Consider the following 17,200-nt stretch of genomic DNA (forward strand, 5'->3'; position numbering starts at 1 on the left):
CAAATGATCACTCGCTCCGCCCACATCGTCGACGGTTTGCTCGCTTTACGCAGTGCTCGCGCTACAGCAGCCATGAGCGGTGCCATCGGCCGCGAAATCCTGACGCTCCCCCTTCTCGCCGGTCGCCTTGCCGGCGGGTTTACAACGCCCGCGGGAACCGATGTTCTTTACCCGGCGATTCAGGCAGCACTTGCTGCTGGCGGTTTTCGAGATATTGCCGGCATTGCGGGCTTGCCAGGCATGCCACGGGCGGTCCTTCAATCGCTCGATTCCGTCTGGCGCTCGGACTTGGATTTAGCCTCACTCGCCCACGAAGCCGTGCGGTTCCACGACCTTGCTCTGATTGAGGCGCGAATCCGCGAGAGCCTACCAGCTACCCATCTGCTGCCCCGCGACCTTCGCGACGCCGCCGTCAAACGCGCTGATTACACCCGCACCCTTGTGGGCACCGTCACACTTGCCGGCATCGACGAGGTTGATCCGGTTTGGCGTCCCCTTCTCAATGCAATCACACGCGTGACCGACCTATCCTGGGATATGCCGGACGGTGTTGAGCAGCCTTGGTTCGGTGGCGCGATCCGCAAGAGCGCATCCCCTGGACCTACACATATTTCCGCCGAAGCGAGCGCAGATCCGAAATCAGAGGTCGTGGAAGCGCTGAGATGGGCTAGGCAACTGCTATCGACGGGCCAGGTCAAGGCACAGGACATCGCAATCGCCGCGACCTCGACGCAAGATTGGGACGATCACTTTCTTGCCTACGCGAGAAGTGCGGCACTGCCGGTCCATTTTTCTCATGGCGTGCCGGCGTTGAGCACAGCGGACGGTCAGACCTGCGCTGCCCTCGCGGATATTCTAGGCAACGGTCTCAGCCAGGAACGCGTCTGGCGGCTGCTCCGGCGCCTTCCGTCGCGGCCGTTCGCCAGCTCACTTCCCGAAGATTGGTTCGCCGGCATTCCGAGAGGGGCAGCGCTACGGACACTTGATCAATGGAGCGAAGCGTTCACCGCGGCCAGGCCACGGCGGGCCACGGCCGAGCTTGCCGAGCAAACTCTTCTACCGATCCTCGATCTCCTCGCCCGCGGACCAGACGCTGGAAGCGAAGCCGGCACGCGGCTGTTGAGCGGCGCCAGCCTGACGATGTGGGAAGAGGCACTGCGAAGCGCCCCGCCGCATGCAATTGTGCTGTCACTCCAATCATTGCGGGTCGCGGATCAACGCGAACCTGCCAACAGCGTTGTCTGGTGTCCGGCATCGCAGTTGGTGTCGTGTCCGCGACCGTTCACACGTCTGCTTGGCTTCACCAGCCGATCCTGGCCACGTTCCGACCATGACGATCCCCTCATCCCGCATCATCTGCTCGAGCGCCGCAAGCTGCATCCGGTCAGCACCGCTGAGCGAGACCGTCTTCATTTCGAGATCATAAGGGCGCAAACGCGCGAGCAACTGGTCTTGTCGCGCGCTCAGCGAAACACCAGAGGCAGCCAGCTATCGCCAAGCACCTTATGGCCCGGCGACACGGTCGTCCACAAACGCGACCGCGTGCCAGAACACGCCTTCAGTGAAGCCGACCGGTTGTTGGCGCGCGCCCGCGACGCCGGACAGCTCGCCCATGTGCGGCAGGCTCAGCTCTGCTGGCGAAACTGGCAGTGGCGTGCGGATCTGACCGCGCATGACGGATTGTCGGACGCCAATCATCCAGCGATCGAGGCCGCCCTTGTGCGGGTCCAGTCGACGACCTCATTGCAGCGCTTGCTGCGTGACCCGCTCGGATTCGTTTGGCGATATGCGTTGGGCTGGCGCTCGGCTCGCCAAGAGCCCGAACCGTTGGAGCTCGATCCGACGTCGTTTGGCGAACTGGTACACGAGTTGATCAGCGGTGCGATCTCAGCGCTTGAGCCCGCGCCGGGATTTGCGCGCGCAAGCGCCAACGAAATCGAGGCAGCAATCGAAGGCGCTTCAGCGGCTGTCCTTACCTCATGGCCATTGCAACGGTCGGTCCCGCCGCCGATCCTTTGGCGTCACACGGTGAAGGAAGCGGCGCGCAGGACGGCGAAAGGCCTTGCCTCCGACGATCTGGTACGATCCGACACGCGAAGCTGGACCGAGGTGCCATTCGGCCAAATCAATTTGGTGTCGGAACAAGTGCCCTGGGACGCAACGTCGGCCGTTCCGATCGAGCCGACCGGCTTGATCTTCGGTGGTCGGATGGACCGATTAGATATTCGGGCGACTGGCGACGCCGCAAGGATCACAGATTACAAGAGCATCAAGCCGCCTCCGAAAACGCAACGCATCACCCTTGGACAAGGGCGCGAGCTGCAACGCGTGCTTTACGCAATTGCCGTGCGGGCCCTACTGCCTGACGTGAGAACAGTGGTCGCACGTCTGGTCTATCTGGCGGATGACCCGGCAACGTTCGAGCTCAAGGGAGACGAACTCGACGACGAAATCACGCACGCCATCGGCTACCTGTCGGCGGGAACGACAATCTTGCGCAGCGGACGGCTTGCGCCACGCTGGGAAAAAGACGCCTTTTACGACGACATGCGTCTTGCGCTCCCAGCGGATCGCGAAAGCTATCTTCGTCGAAAGGCCTCGGAATTCCGCGCAGCCAATCAGCAACTCAACAAGCTCTGGAGCGCCGCGACATGACGCTCGTCGATCAGGATAACCGTTGCCGGGCAATGACAGACTTCTCGTCGATCCTGCTGGTGGAAGCGGCTGCGGGAACCGGGAAGACGTCGCTCATGGCCGGGCGCGTGGCGATGATGCTCGCCGCGGGGCACCGCCCCGAAGAGATCGCCGCAATCACCTTTACCGAGTTAGCGGCAAGCCAACTTGCCGCGCGAATTAGAGAGACCGTCGACCTCCTGCTGATGGGCGTGGTTCCGGCCTTCCTAAAGGCGGTCATTCCGCAGGGGCTGTCCGGCCAGCAGCGAAACGCGCTCATTGCCGCATCCGCGCAACTCGACGAGTTGACTGCGACAACCATCCATGGGTTTTGTCAGGCGATCATTCGCAGCCATGGCGTCCAGGCAGGCCTTGATCCTGGCGCTCGCGTCGCCGACGCGATCGTCGCCGACAATCTGTTCATGGCAGAATTATCAGCGTGGTTCTCACGCCGGCTCGCAACTGACGCCTCAGAAGACGATCCGATCGTTGTCTTGGCGGAGCAAATTCCGCTGCAGGTGGTCGACCTCGTCCGTGAACTTGCATTCCTGAGGCACAAGCACCCCGATGCTGAGCCGATCGCTCCGCCCCGAGATCTGCGACCCGACATCGACTTCGTCCAGGCTGTCGACGACTTCGAGCGATGGAGAGCAAGCGTCGGGGACGAGGCATGGGCGCGAGAAATCGCACAGGAACTCGGGAGGCTGGCGACGCGCTATCAAGGCTGCTTCACCGGCGATCCGGATTTTCGCTCGCTGTGGCAACTCTGCGATCCGCGATCGGGCCGGTTGTTTGGACGGAAGGGATTGCAGCTCAAGACTTATGACGAGGCCGCCCGCGGTTTTGGCGCTCACAAGAATGATGTTGGCAACGATTCAGGGCGGGCGCTGTTCGAAGCGGTCAACGACGCGTGGAGCCAGCTCATTGGCCACATCGCGAGCACGCTCGTCTGTTCGCTATCAAGCTCGCTTGACCAACTTCTGGAGAGCTATCGCGCCAGCAAACGCGCGGCGGCAATTTTGGATTTCGACGATCTGATAGTTCACGTTCAGTCCCTAGTGCGCTCACACGAAGAGGTTCGGCAGGCAATCGGGCGGCGCTATCGGTATATTCTAGTCGACGAATTTCAGGATACGGACCGCATTCAAAGTGAGATTCTGTTCTCGATTGCTGCAATCGCCGAACGCCCAACGCATTGGGAGGCCGCGCGGCTACGCGCTGGAGCGCTTTTCCTCGTCGGCGATCCGAAGCAGGCGATCTATCGCTTTCGCGGTGCCGATATCGAAGCCTACGAGCTTTGCAGCAGGCTGATCCAAGGCCAGAATGGCGGAGCAGTCATCGAAGTCACTGCCAACTTCCGATCGCTTAGCCCGATCATCCATCACGTCAATGCATGCTTCGAACCGGTTTTTGCGAAGCCTTCGCAGCCCCGATATGTCGCTCTTGCTCCAACACTGTCTGACGTGTCGCAGCCCCTGCCCTGCGTAGCACGTTCCACGATCGAGATCCCGACCGCCGAGCGCATTTACGCGGAGATGTTTCGGGAAGCCGAAGCCGAAAGGGTCGCGGATATCTGCGCAGCGTTGATCGGAAACCTACCAATTCTGCGGGCCGACAACACGCACACGCCCCTGAAGGCCGGTGACATCGCGCTTCTATCACCCGGTCATACGGAGCTCTGGCGTTATGAACGAGCCCTCGAACAGCGGGGCCTCGCGGTTTCATCGCAAGCTGGCCAGACCTTAATGCGACGGCAGGAAACGCAGGATGTCCTGGCACTTGTGAGGGTGCTGGCAGATTCGTCGGATACGTTCGCCTTCGGCGCTTTCATGCGCGGTCCGCTGGTTGGGCTGAGCGAGCAGGAGCTGCTCGACATTACTACAGCCCTCTCCGCAGATGGGACGGCTCAGACCTTCTTTACTGTGCGCACAGATCCCGACTTGGTGCAGCATCCGCTGGCCAAGGAAATTCTCATACTGCTGCAGAGCCTGCGGCGCAAAGCGGCCCTTGTCACCCCGAGCCTGATCCTCGCTGAGGCCATCGAGCGCCTGAACGCCCGCGTCATCATCGCGGCGCGGCATGGCAACCGGAACGCGCGGGCCCTCGCCAACCTAGATGCGCTGATCGAGAAAGCGCGCAGCTACGGGGTTGCCGGCCTGCGCGCATTCGTCCGCGATCTCCAATCTGACTGGGAGCGCAAGGCCAGAGCACCGGAGGGACGCATCGACGCCGCGGAGCATGCGGTCGAGATTGTCACAATCCACAGTGCAAAAGGGTTGGAATGGCCAGTGGTCATTCCGATCAATTCGACGACCGAGCTCTATCGGCCGGAACAGTTCGTTCATAGGCAATCCGACAACAGCCTGCATTGGATGATCGGTGGCGTCGCGCCCCGGGGGCTGGCTGCGGCGCGCGCGGCAGAAAGCCTCGAGGATGCAAATCAGCGCGAGAGAATCTGGTACGTGGCGAGCACACGGGCGCGAAACCTTCTCATCCTTCCTCATATCCCCCAGGCGTCAAAGGATTCGTGGTTCAGCTCCGTGAATCTTCGTCAGCTTGAAGTCCCAGAGCTGGATCTTTCTTCATTCATGCTATTGGCAAACCGTTCGGGCGCCTCTCAACCGAATGAACAGTCGGCTGAAATTTTTGCAACGGAACAGCGTTCCGTCGAGGACAGTTCGCCGCCTCTAGTCTGGCGTCGACCGAGCGAACATGACGGTGATCGTCTTGGCGATTCTCTCGACGGAGTAATCGCCTTAGAGGGCCAGGCGGAGCGTTTCGAAATTGCAGGGGCTGGCGCTCGCCGCGGCGTGATCCTGCATAAGCTTATGGAGGAACTCCTGACGGGCGAGCTCGCGGATGAACTGGCGGCGAGCGTCGCGCGCGCCCGCTTCCTGCTCGATCAGCTAACGCCTAGCGCAGAGGATGATCGAACGCGGCCAGATCCCAACGAAATGGCGGCGGCTGCGCTTCGTGCGTTTGCTTTGCCCGAAATTTCTAAACTGCGGCCTCATCTTGTACCTGAGATTCCGGTCTGGGCTATTGATGGGCACGTTCTTGTCGCGGGGCGCGCCGATGCTTTGGCCATCAGCGACCAGGGTGTCGACGCCGCAATTGACTGGAAATCGGATGTCAAACCGACACTCGCCGTTCGCAAGGCACACGCGCAACAGCTGCTCGACTATCTGTCGGCGACCCATGCCAATCGGGGCGCGGTTGTCTACCTCACCAGCGGAGAGATTGTCTGGGTCGGAAATGAAACCGACAAGTAACTGATGCCGCAGCCCACGGTCGCCGAGCACGAACGCCTCGGCCGGCGCGCAGCGTAGACGTTGGAGGTCGCATGACCGACAAAGTACCTAAGTGGTGCGGCTTTGCGCCCTCAAAGCCCAGAGGTGCTCCAGCGTGCACCATGGTGATCCCTCGTGCCAAGCGGGACTGAACGGCGAGCCAGTCATTTGGTGGCGAGGCCGCTCCTAATCCCTATTCCATGCCCTCACGGCATGATGCCCGCAATGCAGGAGCTTTCCTGCTTTGGGGGAGTCCTACCGCCCACTCGGTGGTGGCCCGTCTTCCTAAAGTTCGGGAAATGGGTGCGCTACGCCGTCAATGACGTCGACGCCTTGGCGGAAGTTGCCGCAGCGTGACGGCCTCGCCGGAGCCGCGGCGCATCCTTCCCGTTGACCGGACATAGCTTAGAAGCTATATAGATGACTTGGGACGTCGTATTTCACGATGCCTTTGAGGCGGAGTTTCTTGCCTTTGAGCCGTCCAAGCAGGACTCCTTGCTGGCCGTCGCCAAGCTGCTTGCCGACTACGGCCCGCAGCTCGGCCGGCCATATGCAGATACGCTCAAAGACTCGAAGCACACCAACATGAAGGAGCTTTGTTTCGAGGCGTCGAATGGCGGGTGGCGCGCCGCTTTCGCGTTCGACCCCGAGAGGAAGGCGATCGTGCTTGTAGCCGGAGACAAATCTGGAGGCGGTCAGAAACGCTTCTACAAGCGGCTTCTCGCAAAAGCGGATTCACGGTTTTCCGCACATCTGGAGAGCCTGAATGCCGGAAGGAAGGGAAGATAGAATGGGCCGTAGCCTAAACCAGATTATCGCCGACTTGCCCCCCGAACGGCAGAAGGGGATCGAAGCTCGCTATCAGGAGGCAAAGCAGGAGGTCGAAGGTCTGCGTGAGCTCCGCCAGCTTGCAGGGAAGGCCCAGGCCGACATCGCCACGGCGCTTAACATCAAACAGCCCTCGGTGTCCAAGATCGAGAAACAAGCCGATATGTATCTCTCTACGTTGCGCAGCTATGTCGAGGCAGTCGGCGGAAAATTGGAACTTGTCGTCAAGCTGCCGAGCCGCCGCGCACTCCGTCTACAACATCTCGGCGATGTCGGGGCTTCGCCGGACGATGCTCCTCGGACCAGGCGCAAGGCCTGAAACATGAGCGGCACGGCAACCAGTATTAAGTCCAAGCTGACGGTGATCGAGACTGTGTACCCTCCGATCTCCAATCAGGAGGCGGTTTGGATGCAGAGCGACCCCGCGGTCGAGGCGCTTCTGCGGCAGAGCGACTTCTACATGATCGCGGCACGTGCTGAGGCGCGGTATCAGGACATTGTTATCGACCCGGACACCCACGAGATCACGTTCACGTTCGTCGTCGGCGATAGCTTCGCTGATGATGTGAAGCTGCGCCTCAAAGACTTGCCGGGCGTGTCCGCTGCCCAAATCGACTCTTATCTGGTTGAGGCGGGCGAAAAAATGATACGGGTCTGGGATGGTCCGATTGGCGAAGAGGGATCTAACCTTCTGGAATGGTTCACGACCGAGAAGCTTCTTTGGGACCGCTCCAGAGGCAGAGCTGGAATTGAGGGCTTCGAACGCTATCGCGAAGCGGCGACGTATGACCTTCTTTATGTCGGCATCGCCAAGGTGGGCGACAGCTTCGATCGTCTGATCCGCCACGGCCACAAAGCTCGCATGGAGATACTCTCCAACGAACCACAACGATATCCCGGGGCACGCGTCACCGACGAAATCTACCTGTTCATGTTCAATGTACAGCCTTTGATCATGACGACGTTCGAGCTGGACCACGACTTTGAGGGCGAAGATTTCAGCGGCGCCTACGATCAGAAACGGATCGTCGCCGACGCAGAGAAGGCGTTCGTCAGCCTTCTGAAACCGCAATACAACATCGTGAAGTTCGCCAATTATCCGAAGGGTGCAGACGGGCTCTACGGCTCGGACTATGTCCGATACGGCTATGTCATTGGCGAAAACGTAGCGTTCAACACCGCGCATGGTCGCATGAGAGGAGGACGAAACGCTCTCGCCGGGTTCATCTCCAATGACGCCGACTGCATCTTCATCGAGGGCGACGCCGTGACGCTTTACGTCTCCGGGGTCGATTATCCGGCCGAAAGCCCGGCGAACGTCGCGGGCGCCTCAAAAGGAAATTGAGCGCTGACCGCGAAGCGCTAATTGCACGACAAGGTTCGCCAATGTTGACGTTCGACAACCGCTGGCGATTTGATAGCCCTGGCCCAATTGAAGGCGATGTTGAGGCGGGATTCCTCGATCTCATCAATCGCATCAGCGGCCAGGGTCAGCGCAAAGCGATCCTCGAGCATTTCAAAGCGCGGTTTGCTGCCGCTGCGAACGTCCAATACTATCCCAGCTCCAACGAGCGCTTCGCCGTTGAGGACCTTACTACGGCGATGGGCAAAGCGGCAACGAACGCACCACTGTTCATCGAAGCCTTCTGGACCGCTTGCGAACAATTGCAACGCGGGAATCCCGAAATGGTGATGCCCGACGCCGCTCGGATCAATCGCATCCTCGCCGATGCGGGAGCCGGCTATCAGCTCGATCCCCCGAGCCTGATTGCCACCCGCGTTCATATCCCGATTGCCGTCCCTGAGCAGGCGCCTTCGCTCGACGCCCAAGCCCAGGGCTTGATCGAGCAGGCACTCCAAAGCTCGGAGCGGGCGCTCAGCGAAGGCAACGGCCGGCAAGCCGTTCAGGAGGTGTTGTGGCTCTTGGAGACGATCTCCACGGCGTTCCGCGGCGCCGATATCCACGATGGCAGCATCCAGGGACGGTACTTCAACAAGATCATTGGTGAACTGCGGCAACGCGGGCGCGGGCATCAGGATCAAATCCTTCAATGGATGATGATCCTGCACGGCTACCTGTCTTCGCCGACAGGCGGTGGCGTTCGCCATGGCCTCGACCTTCGCGAAGGCCTCGCGCTTCAAATCGACGAGGCCCGCCTCTACTGCAACCTCATCCGCAGCTATCTCACTTTTCTCATTGCCGAGCATGAGCGACTGAGTAGGCAAGCGGTCTGACGTTTTGCACGCCACGGTAAGCGTGCCGGAAGTCCATACCATTGACGCAACATAGCTTCAAAGCTATATAGATTGCCGAGGACGTCGAGTCTGTCGATGGGCCTGAAACAGAAATTCTTTGTCCATTCGCAATCCGGCCAGGACGCACGAATGGAGATCTCCAATGTGCTCGCCGACGTGCTGAGCGAATGCCCTCGACCAGCGTATCCGGCTTGAGGGTCCTTGCGAGCGATTTGGCATAAAAAAGAACTTTGACTGACGATCTGCGTCAGCGGCCTGGGGGCGGGAATGCGCATCGTCTATCTGGAGGTCCAGAACTTCCGTGGCATCAAATCTCTGGTTTGGGCACCCGCGGCGGGCATGAACTGCCTGATCGGGCCCGGCGATTCCACCAAAACGACGATCCTGGATGCCATCGAGCTATGTCTCAATCCCCGCTCGTACAGTTTCGCGGATGATTGCGACTTCTTTGACCTCGATATCGAAAAGCCATTGCGGATCACAGTCACGTTGGCTGGGCTACCCGGCGACTTCAAGGCCGAGGACCGATACGGCTTACACCTTCGCGGCTGGAACCAAGCAGCTAGCAAAATCGAGGACGAGTCCGGTGCAGGTTTAGAAGACGCGCTCTCCATCACCGTGGTTATCGACCAATCACTTGAGGCACGCTGGTCGATCCACAATGATCGTATCGATACCGTCGACAAGGATCCGCCGACGGTACGTTACAAAGACACCAAGCGAATGGGCACCAATCGCTTGGGGCCGTATGCCGAACGACATCTCGGCTGGGGCCGAACCTCCGTCCTGACACGGATAGGCGAGGCTGGTGAGGGGTACAGCCTTCAACTGGCAGAGGCGGGCCGCGCGGCCCGCACAGCCTTCAAGGCCGGCGATCAAGGCATCTTTAAAAAAGCCGTCGACCGGGCAGAGGAGCTCAGCAAGCTATTCGCCGTCCCCGTCCGCGGGAAATTCACAGCCGAACTCGACGTTCAGGGCGTCAGCATCACCTCTGGCGGAATTGCGTTGCATGACGGCAACCTTCCACTCCGTCGACTCGGTACTGGTTCCTCTCGCCTTCTCGTCTCGGCACTTCAACACGATGCCGGTCCGCCTCACATCGCTATCGTCGATGAAATCGAGCATGGCCTTGAACCGCATCGCGTCGCCCGGCTGCTCAAGTATTCGAAAACTCCCAAGGGCGGAGAAGGCGCCGCCCAGCCACAGATGTTCGTGACGACACATTCGCCAGTCGTGATCCGCGAGCTGACCGCCTCGGATATTTTTGCCGTTCGATCATCGGCAGGCGTCACAACAGTCGCATCTGTCTCTGGACTGGCCAGAGACCTCGACACCGCGCAGCGTCACCTTCGCGGAACGCCTGAGGCCTTCCTCGCCAGAAAGGTTCTTGTTGGCGAGGGGCGAACGGAACAAGGCCTTATGCGCGGCCTGGACGGGTGGTGGCATGCTAGCGGCCGAGATTCGTTCGCCTTGCAGGGAGCAGTCCCGATCGATGGCGGCGGCAAAGATAAGGCCCCCCTTATCGCCGAGCATCTCCGCGATCTTGGATACGAGGTCTGGCTGCTTCTGGATTCCGACAAGCCGCCAAACGCGGAGGCCTTGCGACGAGCGACCGACAAAGGCGCGGCCCTCTGGCAATGGCCGGACAATTGCTCGACGGAGCAACGACTGTTTCTCGACTTACCCTGGGCCGGCGTGCGAGCCTTGATCGCGCTTGCAATCGAGTGCGTTGGGCAAGACAGCGTCATCGCCGTCCTCGACAATGCCTTGAACGCCGCCGACCTTCCGACCGTTTCCGCTGCCAAGCTGGGACCGGAGCGCGACACCGTAGATTTGCGTCGACTGATTGGTAAGGTCGCGAACGACAAGAGCTGGTTCAAGGATATTTCACGCGGCGAAGGGTTGGCATCAGTCGTTGGGCCGCACCTGAACGCCGTCGCTGCGACTCCACTCGCCCAAGGGCTCGATGTCATGCGGAAGTGGGTCGATGTCTCTTGAAGCGGACATAGATATTGCACGACTGGCGGCGGGTCTCCGACACGGAAGCATCATTGCAGCCGCCGGCTGCGGGAAGACAGAGCAAATAGCCCGTGCGGTGGGTGTGTCGGAACACCGTAGGCTCATTCTCACGCACACGCATGCCGGAGTTGATGCTCTCACGCGACGTCTAAAGAAGCTTCACATTCCTAGCGCTAAATATCGCATCGACACGATCGCCGGTTGGTGCCTGCGCTTTGCAGCTTCCTTCCCTCGGCGCTCTGGCATTCTTTCGACCGCCCCCAGTTCCACGGCCGAGTGGAACGCCGTGTATGCTGCCGGGGCTTGTCTACTCGATAGTGGTGCCGTGGATGGAGTGATCAATTCTTCATACGGCGGCTGCTTCGTTGATGAGTATCAAGATTGTACCCTGCAGCAGCACGAGGTGATCCGACGGCTCGCCAATCATTTGCCAACGTGCATTTTCGGTGACCCGCTTCAAGCCATCTTCGACTTTCGGGGACAGGCGCCGGTTAGTTGGGAGAAGGACGTTTTTCCGATCTTCGGACAAGCCGCCGAACTGGTCACTCCATGGCGATGGAAGAATGCCGAGAACGAAGAACTGGCCGAGTGGCTTCGCGCCGTGCGGGTAACACTTCAGAAGGGTGAAAATCTTGATCTCGGTAATCGTCCAAATTGCGTAACATGGACCGCCTTACCTGCCGATCCGCGTCATCAGCAAGCTGCGGTAGTCCGGCAATGCCTCGAATCGATGCGTGATGACCTGCTTGGAAAGCTCATTGTCATCGGCGACAGCACCAACGAAAATCGCCGATCGGCGCTCGCGAAGAAGCTTGCCCAGCAAGGATTCGTCACTATCGAGGCGGTCGGCTGCAAGACACTCTTCGCCGCGGCTAAAGCTATCGACGGGTCGGTCGGGCAGGCGCGTTTCAAAATGCTCTTAGCCTTTGCAGCCAAATGCATGACCGGCGCCGACAAAGCCGAACTCCAGCGTGCCGTTGATGCCCGCCAACAAGGCCGACGCCTGGGCCAGGCCAAATTCGGCGATCTCTTGCAGCTTATCGAAGCGGTCATCCAGGACGGTGGCGATGCCGCGATGCTCGCCTTCCTTCACGCGCTGCGCGATCGCCCGGGCGTCCGCATCTACCGACGTGAAATGTATTTCGCGATGCAATCGGCCCTGCAGACCACGACGAATACCCAACCTCCGAGCCTCCACGCGTCGATCTGGGAGGTTCAAAATCGAAGTCGTCACGCCGGTCGCCGACTGGGAACCCGCAGTATTGGAAGCACGCTCTTGGTAAAGGGTTTGGAGTTCGACCGGGCCATCGTGACATCAACCAACGCAATGAGCGGCAAGGATTGGTATGTAGCGCTCACACGCGCAACGAAAACTATAAGAATCATATCGACGAGCGCCCGCTTCACGCCGGCGGCGTAGAGCGCGCTTCTGATTCAGGACAACAATTCGCTGGAAGCACTGCGCCAACACCAACGGCGACAGACGTCCAACGAACATTGAAGATCATTCTGGGAGGATCTATGGCAACCACTGCTTACTCGCAACACTACGCTCGAGAGATCGACGTCGAGCAACTCGCCTGGTTGCTGAGCGGAAGACAGCCCATTGCCGCCGACGAGCAGGTTTCCGAAATAGATCCCAAATGGGGCGACTGGATTCGCTCGGACGTTCGGTGTTCGTCGTGCGGCAGGACCGGCGCTCATGTCGTGCGTTCAGCTCGTGCCCGCGCAACACAAAAGCTGATTAGGCAATCTCACTTCCGGTTCGTTGGGCAGGACGGCAACGACGCGCATCATCCTTTCTGTGAATTCTATGGCGAAGACGATGGCGTCCTCACCCAACCTGACGGGCTCGTGAATCTCGGATCCGAGAAATCCGCGGAAACACGACTGATTAGAGAGCTTGTGTGCAAGGGCATCGAGCAGAGGCTGTTCGATCAATCGGCGATCCGCGCCATGCGCCAATGGTTTTTCGAACTGAAAGCCTCTAGCCGCGTCCGAGTAACAGTGACGCCTGAGCAAATAGAATGGACCCGATGCCTCCGGCGCCACTCGCAATTTCAACGCTGGACCTTCCATCCCGCCCAGGCAGAAATGCCAGGCTTCGATTGGGCCTCGGCCGCGAAATACCACTTCACAGAAGAGCACCTTGCCCTGTTTGAACTTCTCAAGGAGACGCCGTTCGATCCGCCTCATTGGCGCAGGGCCCAGGAACTGGCCACCAAGCACAAGGACCAGGAGGTTTTTGACGTCAGTACCTTGCGGCCGCACTACGACGGAGCCCTGACGCTTTGCGGTTTTGTCGCGAAGAACGCTGGCATCAAGTTCAGCCCGATCAATCCTGATTCCTACAGGTGGAAAGGACCGCCGATTCCACTCCTTGCCCTCTGCGCGCTGTCGTTGTTTGTCTCACGGTGGGATATGAACGCAGCCATTGCAACGTTTGCCAAGCTCTTGAAGGCGCCGGCACCGGCTGACCTGTCTCTTGGCAATGTCATCGGGTTAAACCCATTCCACGAATACACGCCTTGGCGGCTAGTCCAGTTGTCGACCGATATCGCGGCACGCGGCTTCGACGGACACGACTATCAAGGCCAATTGGTGGCGATAGAAGCGAAGTTGCGCGAGCAATACCGCGTATGGAAACTCCTGAATCCATAGGGACTCAGCCCAACCCTAAGATTAAGATCGAGCAGAGACTTAGCAAACCGCTCGATGAAGCGCCGTGCGTGGAGCATATCCTCGCTCATCCAGGCTGGGATCAGGGCGAGTGTCCCGTCGGGCTGCACCACGACCAGATGGTCCTCGCCGGCGAAGCGCTTGCGGTGCTCGACCTGCACCATCTGCCCGGCCCGAGGATGGAACGGATAGAGGATCAAAACCTCGAACGCCGGACACCCGGCATTGTGACGCTGTCTCGTGCGGCGTCGGCAAGAGCTGGCTCGCTTGCGCCCTCGGCAACAAGGCCTGCCGAGACGACTTCTCAGTTGCCTACCATCGTGTGCCGCGTCTCTTCGCCGCTCTCGCACTCGGCCGCGCCGATGGCCGCTATACCAAGATACTGCGGGCGATCGCACGACTTGATCTGCTGATCCTGGACGACTGGGGACCGGAACCTCTCGACGCCGACCAGCGCCGTGATTTGCTCGAAATCGTCGAGGATCGATACGAAGCCCGCTCGATTGTCGTTACCAGCCAGCTGCCCGTCGATCGCTGGTACGAAATCATCGGAAACCCCACCATCGCCGACGCGATCCTCGATCGCCTCGTCCACAATGCCTACCGCATCGAACTCAAAGGAGAGAGCCTCAGGAGGCAGAAGCAACCCGCTCAAGATCAACCCGTCTCTTGACCTTCCCAGCCCTCGACGACATCATGAAATTGACCCATGCGAACGACGCCACGGGTGGCCGGCTTCAGATCGGAATCACCGGCCGGCTTCGAATTGGAATGCATGGCCGGCTTCGTCGGAATCCGCAATCAGGCGAGCACGACCACTGCGCGAGCTGCGCCTCGCGGCCGACTATGACGTATCAACAGATGCGCGTTTCGTCTCAGCGGCACGCGGAGTCCAACTTAGTCCGCGCATCGTATCCCCCGACGGGGCTTAGTCTGACAGTCAATCTCGAGAGCTTGCGGCGCTCCGACCAGCGTCGCTCTCGTTGTGGTCGGGATCATAATCGAAGCGTGTCTAACAGCACGCCAGTCAGCGGTGACTCATAGGCGATGCACGTCCGTGAACTACAGTGGATTGAGCCTATCACAGCGGTGCAATGTCTCGCGCATCGACCGCACCTCTCGTTTCTCGATAGCGCAGCAACGCATGAGTTGCTCGGGCGTTACTCATATGTGACCTGCGATCCATTCAGCACCTACATAGTCGCGGGTGGACGGGCGAGTTGCAACGGCGAAGATATCGATGGCGATCCATGGGAAGTTCTTCGCACTCTTCTCGCCAATTATCCGCAAGAGCATCGTCCCGATCTCCCGCCATTTCAGGCAGGCGCGGCTGGCTTCTTCGCTTACGATTTGAACAGGACGCTGGAGAGATTGCCGGCGCCGGCAATTCCCGGTCAGCGTTTACCCCATTCCATTCTGCATCTTTACGACGTGGTCGTCAGCTACGACCACCGGAACAACAGATGCTGGATCGTCTCGACCGGATGGCCGGAGCAGGATCCCGCACGTCGCGGCGAGCGCGCACGTCGTCGAGCCGATGAGTTCGCAGCCCTGCTTGCCAACCCAAAGTCGCCGCGGATCGTGCTCCCCGGCACAGCGGGTGCATGGAATTCAAACTTCAGCCGAGAAGCATACATTACGGCGGTACAGCGCGTCATCGACTTGATTCTGGCCGGAGACCTCTTCCAAGCCAACATTGCGCAGCGCTTCACGGCCAGGCTGTCGACTATATTCGATCCGCTCACCTTCTATCGTCAACTGCGGTCATTGAACCCGGCACCCTTTGGGGCCCTCCTACGGTGCGGAAAGCTGACCATCGCATCGAGCTCGCCTGAGCGATTCCTGAAGCTCGACGGAACAAAGGTCGAAACACGACCGATCAAAGGCACGATCGCGCGTTCGGTTGATTCCAACGAAGACCAGCGCCGCGCTAACGTGCTCGTTGCGTCCGAAAAGGATCGTGCCGAGAACATTATGATCGTCGACCTCCTGCGCAACGATCTATCGCGTGTTTGCACTCCACATTCAGTCGACGTTCCAGCCCAGTGCGATCTCGAGTCCTATGCCTCAGTGCATCACCTCGTCTCCATCGTTACGGGTACACTCGCGGGAGACGTGAAGTGGACCCCGGAGCGGGGACCATGGATCGCCAAAGTTAAGGTGTGATCCGGCCTGCCTTGTCGTTCAAATCAAGCAGCTTTCTTGTGCTGCTGTTGCGTCTGCTGTGGGTATGTGGGCAACGCGTTTGCGTTGTCCAAGCGAAGCGGCATATCCACAGTCCTCGCCGCCTCGATCCTGTCGATGCCGGCACGCCATGCCGCCATCGGAAACTGGTTATTCATTGCCTGGTGCGGGCGGCAATGATTGTAAAAGCTCATCCATGATCCGATGCCATCTCGCGCTTCGCGTCCGTCGGCATAGGCTTTCAGATGCACTTCCTCGTACTTGATCGAGCGCCACAGCCGTTCGATGAAAATATTGTCCATGAAACGACCGCGTCCGTCCATCGAAATCGCAATGCCTACAGCCTCAAGCCTGCCGGTGAAGGCTGAGCTGGTGAACTGCGCGCCCTGATCCGTGTTGAATATTTTAGGCCGGCCGTGCCGCGCCAGCGCTTCGTCGAGCGCGGCGATGCAAAAGCCCGTATCCATCGTGTTCGACAGACGCCACGCCAGTACCGCCCGGGTAGCCCAGTCGATGATCGCCACCAGATACAGGAATCCCTGCGCCATTGGAATGTAGGTGATGTCGCTGGCCCAGACGTGATTGGGCTCGGTGATGCTGACGCCGCGCAAAAGATATGGATAGATCTTGTGGCCGGGCGCTGCCTTGCTGGTGCCGGGACGCGGGACCAGTGCCTCGATTCCCATCACGCGCATCAGCCTTTGCATGCGCTTGCGGTTGATGCCGTAGCCTGCCTGGTTGAGTTCGAACACCATTCGTCGCGAGCCGTAGAACGGCCACTTCAGATGCAATTCGTCGATCCGTCGCATCATGGCCAGATCGTCGGAGCTGGTCACCGGCTCGGAGCGATAGACGCCCGAACGCGCCAGATTCAGCAGCTCACATTGCCGCCGAACCGACAAATTCTCGCCAGGGCGCTCGACCATCGCCCTGCGCTCGGGGACGGTCATCGCCCGGGCCTCTTGGCCAAGAAATCCCTTTCAACCGTCAACTGGCCAATCTTGGTATATAGCTTCGCCGTCTCACGCTCATGCTCCTCCTCGCCATCTCCCAAAGCCGTCGCGCCACGCACAAACAGGCTCGCCAAATTGTCGAGGGCTTGCTTCTTCCAGCCGTAGATCTGGTTCGGGTGAACGCCGTGCCGCTTCGCCAGTTCAGGCACCGTCGCGACCTCGCGCAGGGCCTCCAGGGCAATCTTGGCCTTGAATGCGGCATCGAACTTCTTGCGCGATTTCGTCATATCCGTGCTCCGTCGGTTCAAACAGAGCAGG

10 protein-coding genes and 3 pseudogenes are annotated in these 17,200 nt (G+C 59.8%); 11 read left to right on the forward strand and 2 right to left on the reverse strand.

Annotation, left to right across the window (positions count from 1 at the left end; translation table 11 throughout):
• Nucleotides 1-72 precede the first annotated feature (72 nt).
• The 9 genes from ABIA96_RS31945 to ABIA96_RS31985 all read left to right on the forward strand — a co-directional run bounded on the left by ABIA96_RS31945 (nt 73) and on the right by ABIA96_RS31985 (nt 13,727).
• On the forward strand, nt 73-2,655 hold the full coding sequence (locus tag ABIA96_RS31945; protein ID WP_354140902.1) for a PD-(D/E)XK nuclease family protein: 2,583 nt from the start codon (nt 73-75) through the stop codon (nt 2,653-2,655).
• The gene (locus ABIA96_RS31950; RefSeq protein WP_354140903.1) at nt 2,652-5,945 is read left to right on the forward strand and encodes a UvrD-helicase domain-containing protein; all 3,294 of its coding nucleotides are present in this window, start codon (nt 2,652-2,654) and stop codon (nt 5,943-5,945) included. Before ABIA96_RS31945 ends, ABIA96_RS31950 begins: the two co-directional genes overlap by 4 nt.
• Nucleotides 5,946-6,383: 438 nt before the next feature.
• Nucleotides 6,384-6,752 (forward strand): type II toxin-antitoxin system RelE/ParE family toxin, encoded by a 369-nt coding sequence (locus ABIA96_RS31955; protein WP_354140904.1) that lies wholly within the window; start codon nt 6,384-6,386, stop codon nt 6,750-6,752.
• Complete coding sequence (locus tag ABIA96_RS31960; protein ID WP_502918863.1) at nt 6,730-7,110, forward strand: XRE family transcriptional regulator; 381 nt, start codon at nt 6,730-6,732, stop codon at nt 7,108-7,110. The genes ABIA96_RS31955 and ABIA96_RS31960 overlap by 23 nt, the downstream gene beginning before the upstream one ends.
• A gap of 3 nt (nt 7,111-7,113) precedes the next feature.
• Complete coding sequence (locus ABIA96_RS31965) at nt 7,114-8,136, forward strand: hypothetical protein (protein ID WP_247800707.1); 1,023 nt, start codon at nt 7,114-7,116, stop codon at nt 8,134-8,136.
• A 41-nt stretch (nt 8,137-8,177) separates the two neighbouring features.
• The gene (locus ABIA96_RS31970; protein WP_354140905.1) at nt 8,178-9,026 is read left to right on the forward strand and encodes a hypothetical protein; all 849 of its coding nucleotides are present in this window, start codon (nt 8,178-8,180) and stop codon (nt 9,024-9,026) included.
• Between the two features lie 288 nt (nt 9,027-9,314).
• Nucleotides 9,315-11,045 carry an ATP-dependent nuclease gene (locus tag ABIA96_RS31975; protein WP_354140906.1) on the forward strand — a complete coding sequence of 577 codons (1,731 nt, stop codon included), beginning with the start codon at nt 9,315-9,317 and terminating at the stop codon, nt 11,043-11,045.
• The gene (locus ABIA96_RS31980; protein WP_354140907.1) at nt 11,035-12,486 is read left to right on the forward strand and encodes a UvrD-helicase domain-containing protein; all 1,452 of its coding nucleotides are present in this window, start codon (nt 11,035-11,037) and stop codon (nt 12,484-12,486) included. The genes ABIA96_RS31975 and ABIA96_RS31980 overlap by 11 nt, the downstream gene beginning before the upstream one ends.
• A 101-nt stretch (nt 12,487-12,587) precedes the next feature.
• Nucleotides 12,588-13,727 (forward strand): hypothetical protein, encoded by a 1,140-nt coding sequence (locus ABIA96_RS31985; RefSeq protein WP_354140908.1) that lies wholly within the window; start codon nt 12,588-12,590, stop codon nt 13,725-13,727.
• Here the strand turns inward: ABIA96_RS31985 and ABIA96_RS36650 are convergent.
• Nucleotides 13,655-13,909, reverse strand: coding sequence for a hypothetical protein (locus tag ABIA96_RS36650; RefSeq protein ID WP_502918864.1), 255 nt, complete (start codon nt 13,907-13,909; stop codon nt 13,655-13,657). The genes ABIA96_RS31985 and ABIA96_RS36650 overlap by 73 nt on opposite strands.
• Before the next feature lie 80 nt (nt 13,910-13,989).
• On the opposite strand from ABIA96_RS36650, the pseudogene ABIA96_RS31990 reads away from it, so the two are divergent.
• Both ABIA96_RS31990 and ABIA96_RS31995 read left to right on the forward strand, forming a co-directional pair.
• Nucleotides 13,990-14,418 (forward strand): annotated as a pseudogene (locus tag ABIA96_RS31990) (ATP-binding protein); the annotation flags it as partial.
• 374 nt (nt 14,419-14,792) lie between these two features.
• Nucleotides 14,793-15,860 (forward strand): annotated as a pseudogene (locus ABIA96_RS31995) (anthranilate synthase component I family protein); the annotation flags it as partial.
• A gap of 197 nt (nt 15,861-16,057) precedes the next feature.
• Here ABIA96_RS31995 and ABIA96_RS32000 read toward each other — a convergent pair.
• Nucleotides 16,058-17,169: pseudogene (locus tag ABIA96_RS32000) on the reverse strand (IS3 family transposase); the annotation flags it as partial.
• Between the last annotated feature and the right edge of the window lie 31 nt (nt 17,170-17,200).

The organism is Bradyrhizobium sp. LB11.1 (genome assembly GCF_040549385.1).
Taxonomy (GTDB): Bacteria; Pseudomonadota; Alphaproteobacteria; order Rhizobiales; family Xanthobacteraceae; genus Bradyrhizobium.

What these genes read in the sequence shown, in the direction of transcription:
- ABIA96_RS31965 (WP_247800707.1), top strand. Translation starts at nt 7,114, where the DNA reads ATGAGCGGCACGGCAACCAGTATTAAGTCCAAGCTGACGGTGATCGAG.
- ABIA96_RS31980 (WP_354140907.1), top strand. Translation starts at nt 11,035, where the DNA reads ATGTCTCTTGAAGCGGACATAGATATTGCACGACTGGCGGCGGGTCTC.
- ABIA96_RS31960 (WP_502918863.1), top strand. Translation starts at nt 6,730, where the DNA reads ATGCCGGAAGGAAGGGAAGATAGAATGGGCCGTAGCCTAAACCAGATT.
- ABIA96_RS31950 (WP_354140903.1), top strand. Translation starts at nt 2,652, where the DNA reads ATGACGCTCGTCGATCAGGATAACCGTTGCCGGGCAATGACAGACTTC.
- ABIA96_RS31945 (WP_354140902.1), top strand. Translation starts at nt 73, where the DNA reads ATGAGCGGTGCCATCGGCCGCGAAATCCTGACGCTCCCCCTTCTCGCC.
- ABIA96_RS31970 (WP_354140905.1), top strand. Translation starts at nt 8,178, where the DNA reads ATGTTGACGTTCGACAACCGCTGGCGATTTGATAGCCCTGGCCCAATT.
- ABIA96_RS31955 (WP_354140904.1), top strand. Translation starts at nt 6,384, where the DNA reads ATGACTTGGGACGTCGTATTTCACGATGCCTTTGAGGCGGAGTTTCTT.
- ABIA96_RS36650 (WP_502918864.1), bottom strand. Translation starts at nt 13,909, where the DNA reads ATGGTGCAGGTCGAGCACCGCAAGCGCTTCGCCGGCGAGGACCATCTG.
- ABIA96_RS31975 (WP_354140906.1), top strand. Translation starts at nt 9,315, where the DNA reads ATGCGCATCGTCTATCTGGAGGTCCAGAACTTCCGTGGCATCAAATCT.
- ABIA96_RS31985 (WP_354140908.1), top strand. Translation starts at nt 12,588, where the DNA reads ATGGCAACCACTGCTTACTCGCAACACTACGCTCGAGAGATCGACGTC.